General features: G+C 42.0%; 2 protein-coding genes. Both read left to right on the top strand.

Features of this window, described 5'->3' with window-relative positions:
* Positions 1-522 precede the first annotated feature (522 nt).
* Positions 523-6,171 carry an Ig-like domain-containing protein gene (locus AC1DWN_RS23725; RefSeq protein WP_477561362.1) on the top strand — a complete coding sequence of 1,883 codons (5,649 nt, stop codon included), beginning with the start codon at positions 523-525 and terminating at the stop codon, positions 6,169-6,171.
* Positions 6,172-6,591: 420 nt separating this feature from the next.
* Positions 6,592-7,245, top strand: a complete 654-nt coding sequence (locus AC1DWN_RS23720; protein WP_477561361.1) for a cohesin domain-containing protein — start codon at positions 6,592-6,594, stop codon at positions 7,243-7,245.
* Position 7,246 lies beyond the last annotated feature (1 nt).

The raw sequence follows: 7,246 nt of genomic DNA, 5'->3' as shown, positions 1-7,246 counted from the left end.
CATTGGCGTAACCTCCTCGTTTTTTCAAGGGGCTTCGCCACACCATTTCATCTGCTTGTCAAGTTCTATTTTTCTTCTTTGTGCAAAAAAAAAGAGCGAGCTATCTTTTCGATAACCTGCTCTTGTTCTTGATTTTTGGCCCTGCGTCTTAACTTAATGACATTGGGTCAGTGCCTCCCCTTTTTTTATGGTCCGTAAACTACTAAAGGATTTACAGTAGATCCGAATTTTGCGACATGTTCGCAATAGAGTATCGAAAAACAGTGAAATCCGTTCTTTTCAGAGAACTATGATTTAGAAATATTAGAGGAAATTGTACTTTTTCGTGTATTCAGACTATTTGGTGTTAGTTACTATTAGATTAAAATTCAAAGATTGAAGCTTGCAATGGAGCAGGAGGGGGCTTATGCAGTAAATGGAACGGTAGAAGGAACGCCATTAAAGGCAAAAGAAGCTATAAAGTTGCTGGTAAATCCGTGCCGACGAGCTACACGATAACGGCTACTGGACCAGCTAGTGTTATTGAAGGCAGCGTTACAAGCCTTTACTACTTCAGTGAATGTAGCGGCAGCTGGCGACTTGAATGGAGACGGTAAATTCAACATTGGTGATCTTGGTCTTATCGCAGCTAGCTATGGAAGGACTTCTACTGATTCGGACTGGGCTATGTATGAAAAAACGGATGTGATCAAGGACGGAAGAATAGACATTGTTGATCTTGCAGAGATTGCTAGATTGATACTGGGCTATCCGAATTCCAGGTTTATTAAGGAACAGATCTGGAAGCAGAATATCTATGAATCATTACATTTACGAGTAAGATTGTCATTCTGCAATGGTAATCCTATTAATAATAAAAATGAGAGAGGTGTATTCATGCTCAAGAGATTACTGAGTATCGTTCTCGCGGCGACTATGACTTTAACAATGTTTGGAGCATCGGCAGTCAACGTGAAGGCCGAAACAATACAGCATGGCAATATTCAGGCAGAAATCTTTGTATCACCCACAGGTAAAGACGCAAACCCAGGAACCTATGAACAGCCGCTTGCTACTTTAGATGGCGCTCGTAAGGCTGTTGCAAAAATTAACAGTAATATGACAGGTGATATTTATGTATTTTTTGCAGCCGGTAATTACTACATTACGAACACAGTAGAATTTGGTGTTGCGGATTCTGGTACAAATGGTCATAACATTATTTATCATGAAATGGATGGACTCAATACTGTTAATTTTATTGGCGGAGAAAAGGTGGACCCTAACTCATGGACCTTAGTTAACGGTACAGCTGATCCAACTACAAATCCGGATGGAGATTTACCAGACAGTATTTCGGGTATGGTTTATAAAACGTTTGTTGGCACTGGAGATTATCCAAGTAAAGACTTTAATACGCTTTATGTGAATGATACAAGACAGGTCATGGCTCGTTCGCCAAACTTAAATAAACGTCCCAAATTTCCTAGCTCATTTAGTGACTATTACAAAACAACTGGTGGTGGGGCAGGTGGCTCAAACGTTACATCCATGACTTTTAATGACTCTATTCTGGATGCTAACACTAGAAACGGAATGATAAGCGCAATTGCGCGCGGTGACTTTGACGCGCAGGTTTTTACAGATGATTACGGCGGAGATCGACACTGGGAAAGCAATACACTTATGCTTAGTAGTTATACCACAGGCAAGTTTACTTTTAAAACTGACCCAGCAAAACCTGAATTTAACAGACCCCGCTTTACGGTTGGGGATCAAAGTTCTTTCTTTGTTCAAGGCAACTTAGGATTTCTTGACCAGCCTGGCGAATTTTACTATAACAAAAAAACAGGCGATCTTTATTATTATCCAACAGGCGATATTACACAATTGGATGTAATTATACCTAAAGTAGAGACAATCGTTCTTTTCAAAGGAAATGATAAGGATAATACGGTTCATAACATTCAGTTTAACGGAATCAAGTTCGCAGATACCAATTTTCCTGATTGGTATTCACCTTATTGGAACTGGGGCGATACAGGTACGGGTATGGGGAAATATCCGCCCGAAGCCATGAATTCAACCAATCCATCATATTCCGAAGGTGTAGACCGTCCGCAATTTCAGGTTGGCATAATTAAAATGAACTATGCCTCATTTATAAATATTGAGCGCTCTCACATAAAAAACGGAGGCATGAATGGTATTTCATTGTATTTAGCAAACCATAATATTACTATTCGTGATAGTTTAATTGAGCATGTCGGTCACGATGGGATTCAAATTGAGGGTGGATATCCTGGTGACCCCATTAATGGAGGCATCAATGGAGAAGGCTACTCGAGAGATAATCTGATCGAAAATACCATTATTCATGACGTGGGTGAATTGGTGCTTTGTTCAGCAGGTATTTCAATGAACAATGCAGGCAGAAACACGGTAAGACATGTCGAGATTTACAACAGCCCTCGTAGAGGATTGCTTCTGCAAGCGGGTAATGCGAGAAATCCAAACAATGTGGGTGGTTTTGGAGACAAATTTTTAAACCGTTACAACGATTTTTATATTCATGACAATCGTTTTGAATATGTGTATATACATGATAGCCAACAAGACGGCGGAGATGATGGCGCACTCTTTGTAGGTTGGATTTATATGGGTAAAGATCCTGAACCTAACTATAAACGCAATTATTTTGAACAAGTTATTATAGATCAAACAGCTTCGAATCCTACAATGACAAACCTTACACCTAACAACATCAATACAGACATGGGCGCAAATGGACTAAGCTTTAAAAATGTTATGTCTACCAATTCACAGAACTTGAATTTTGAGGGCGGTTCATACTTCCAAGCTGCTTATGGTGATAAGGCGCTTATTTCAGACAACACAAACTTAAATTATGGACCAGCATATGATAAAGATCCTACATTTGATCCTTCTAAGATGGAATTTGATAAAATCGGTGTAACCGCTGCTTATCCAGCGGAATATAAAACTCCATGGATTGCTGCCAATAAACCAACAGATATTTACTTTGAAGACAGCTTTGAGGACAAGGAAATTGATATGGCAAAATGGAGCTATCAAAATACRCTTCCAAAAACTACTACGCTATATATGGCAGGCACACCTTTACAGGATAGTCGCTCTCTTATGATAGATGATTCAGGTTCTGGAAAACCTGTATTATATAGGGATTTTTCTCAATCCTTAAACAAAGTGGTTTCAGTAAAAATGTTTGACCCATTTGCTATAAATCCGACTGGTTATGATTCGGGTAGACCTTTTAACATGAGAAACTTTTATACTATGGCAAGAGCAGATGACGGAGTAAAGAGTAGAGGTATTGGAGTAAATGCAAATTCAGGTAGTGCAAACTTTAATAATTATGTATTAAATATTGATGGAGTTGAGCAAGCCTCAACGGTAAAGCGTACTAATGGTTGGCATGAATTGAAATGGGATTACACAGGAACAGGTGTAACGATGTATATTGATAACGTCCAGGTGTATCAAGACGCTACTGCTCTGCCATTTGACCACTTGCAATTAGGCTCCCCTAGTGGTGCCGGCGCAAGTTGGTTTGATCAGGTTTATGTTTATGGGGGAACGCCAGCACCTGCGCTAGATTCAATTCCCATGCAGACTGTACCGACTTATGATACCACCAATGAGAACAAAACACGACTAGACCTCAATTTTGAAGACGGCGTTGTGCCGAGTTTTAGTCTTAAGGGAGGAATTGCGCCTGTTTTGAGTGTTATTGCCGATCCCGCAAATCCAAGTAATAAAGTTATGCAGACCGTGATCGGAGATGGACAAAGTTATTATCAAACGAGTGCAGATTGGAACAACTATATTGTCAATATGAAGTGGAAATTCGTTGGCTGGGGTTCCAATGACATATTAGGTCAGGCATACGATAATTTCACAATTTATATCAATACAAATGGAAAAGAACCAAACCCGCCAGCCTATCAGGTGATCTACCGTAGAAATAAAGGTGGAGTAACTGGTTTTCCTGCTGGAACACCATATTTTGAAGTTAGTAAGCACACTCCAACAAGTGACGTCTCGTTAGGAAGGGTTGCGGTGCCAGCCGGATTCGTTGCAACGAACTGGCATGATTTCCAAATCCAGACGTATGGCGGTAAAGTCGGATTTGTTGTAGACGGAACCCAAATATTATCGGTTAATGACGGGTCGTACTCCACTGGAGGTGTTGCATTTGGAGGAATTAACTCTACTGTTTTACTAGATGATATAAAGATTATTTCTAATCCGACGTTTGTAAATTATGGTGCTAACTTCAACCTCGGGAATGTTTCGTTATTGGGAACTTATAATCCGAATTATACTACTTATGGAGCAACTGTCAGCAATAATTCACAGCCGGTTACTTTAATCAAACCCAAACCTGTGTTGTCGGGCGTGAGTCAGGTTGTGTCTTTTAATGGTGAGGATATTACAGCCAATTTCCCTGACTATACAACTGCAGTCGCGCTTACAAATCTAAATAATGGAAGAAACAAGCTGGTAATTTCGGAAATCACATCAGCGGGCAGTAAAGACTATACCATTTATATTGATAAAACGTACACGATTTCGTCGGTTGCAGCGATTTCTCCAGTATCTACTGTGCTTGGAACAGCTCCTTTCTTGCCAACGACAACCAATGTTACGTTTGAAGACGGTACGAATCAAACGGCGGCGATTCGCTGGGATAGAGTGAGTCCAGCCGCATACAAGAATACTACAGGCACGTTTACAGCGACAGGAAAGTTGGTCGGAATTGAAGCTGCGGTCAGTACAACGGTCAGCGTTGAGGGACTGGAGTTGCTCGGTCAGCTTGAGGATGTCACCGCAGTTGCGGGGACGGCGCCGGAATTGCCGTCAACGATTAGCGCTCAGTTTACTAATGAAGTTAGAGAATTGACATTAACGTATGCTGAATTCGATCCAGCCATGTATGCGGAAGCAGGTACAATCATTGCGGTCGCTAATGTTGAAGGGTATCCGAGCATTGTTTTGCAAAAGGTGATTATACTTAAGTCATCGACTCAGGACAAGACACTAACGGGTATTACGACACCAGCAGCAATAACAGGAGTTGCCAACGGAACAGCGAAAACAGCGGAAGCTCTCGGACTGCCTTCCACAGTAACACTGGAAACGGATGCAGAAAGTGTCGATGCCAGTGTGACATGGGATCTAGAAGCTTCAAGCTACGATCCGTTGTTGACTACGGAACAGACCTTCACAGTAAATGGAACGGTTACCTTGCCATCAGGGGTAATCAATCCAGATGAGATAGCTTTAACAACAAGCGTTAGTGTCACCGTCAATGCGGCCCAGGCATCACTGAATGCGATATTGTCGGGACCCGATAAGGTTGACGCCGGAGCCAGCTTTACGTTGACTTACATCCTAAGCAATGTTGAAGAATTCGTGTATGCACTGGATCAAACGATCCATTATGACAGGGCCCAAGTGGAATTACTTTCAGTCGAAGCCTTGCAAAGTGGATTTTCGATTGTTGGACAGAAAGAAGGAGAAGGTGAGGTTCGAATTCTGATGGCAAGTGCAGGGTCCGGAAGCGCAATCAAGCATACGGCTCCTGTATTGAAACTGAACTTCAAGGCCAAAGAGGCTGGCCAAAACGTAACGAGCTCGATAACCTTAACCGACSTAGCTGTTGCGGGTGCAAATGGAATCGAAACAAAGGTGAATAATGGTTCCGCGTACACGATTCAAATTATCGCAGTCGATAAAGAGGCATTGCAAGCGCTTATTACAAGTGCGCAAGCATCACATGATGCCGCGGTAGAAGGAGCTGGAATCGGTCAGTATCCAGTAGGTACGAAAGCGATCTTGCAAGCGGCAATTGATAGCGCCAAAGCAGTAGCGGTTCAAAGCGGAGCTACTCAGGTGCAAGTGGATCAAGCGATCGCTCAATTACAGGCAGAGTTGCAAGCATTTAAAGCTTCCGTGAAGGTAGCGGCAGCTGGCGACTTGAATGGAGACGGTAAATTCAGCATTGGTGATCTTGGTCTTATCGCAGCTAGCTATGGAAAGACTGCTACTGATGCGGACTGGGCTATGTATGAAAAAGCGGATGTGATCAAGGACGGAAGAATAGACATTCTTGATCTGGCAGCTATTGCTAGATTGATATTGGGCTAACAACAAATGGTGGGGAGGCTCAGTGCCTCCCCTATTTTTATGGTCCGTAAACGACTAAAGGATTTACAGTAGATCCGAATTTTGCGACATGTTCGCAATAGAGTATCAAAAAACAGTGAAATCCGTTCTTTTCAGAGAACTATGATTTAGAAATATTAGAGGAAATTGTACTTTTTCGTGTATTCAGACTATTTGGTATTAGTTACTATTAGATTAAAATTCAAAGATTGAAGCTTACAATGGAGTAGGAGGAGGCTTAGAGATTTTTGGAGAGTAGAATTCAAGATGTTGCATTAAAAAATTAAGCTGCTGAAGGGTAGAAGGGTAAATTATAAGAAATTATAAGTTTCATGCGAAACGAGCTTATGCCGCCAAGGACGGCGACAGCCGTTTATGATTGTCGAAAGGAAGAATGAATCAATGGTCCGTAAACTTCTTTTGTTTAGCTTAGCTTTGTTACTATACGTTTCTGTCTTGCCTCCGAAAGCTGCGTTCGCAGAGAAAGATGAAGCAGACAGCTACACCGTAACGGCCACCGGAGCAGCTAGCGCTGTTATAGGCGAATCCTTTGATCTGACCTATACATTGAGCAATGTAACAGAAAGTGTGTATGCGCTAGATCAAACGATTCATTATAATCCCGTTCAGTTAGAGTTACTGTCTATCGAGACTATGAAAAGCGGATTTTCGGTCATAGGGAGAAAAGAAACACCAGGTCAACTACGTCTCCTTATGGCAAGTGCGGGAGCTGGCAGTGCAGTAACGGACGCGACCCCATGGTTGAAACTTCATTTCAAGGTTAAAGCGGTTGGTCAAAACGTAATCAGCTCCGTTTTCTTGACCGACGTAGCTGTCTCGGGTGCGAACGGAATCGAAACAACCGTGAACAATGGTTCAGCTTACACGATTCTAATTATTGTCGTAGATAAAGCGGCATTGCAAGCGCTAATTGCGAGTACGCAAGCATCGCATGATGCAGCGGTAGAAGGAGCTGGAATCGGTCAGTATCCAGTAGGTAAGAAAGCGATATTGCAAGCGGTAATTGATGAAAGCGATATTGCAAGCGGTAATTGAT

This window comes from Paenibacillus sp. P4_A7, from assembly GCF_056402455.1.
Note: the sequence above shows the minus strand (reverse complement) of the source record. Positions and strands in the feature narration are given on the sequence as shown.

What these genes read in the sequence shown, in the direction of transcription:
- AC1DWN_RS23720 (WP_477561361.1), top strand. Translation starts at nt 6,592, where the DNA reads ATGGTCCGTAAACTTCTTTTGTTTAGCTTAGCTTTGTTACTATACGTT.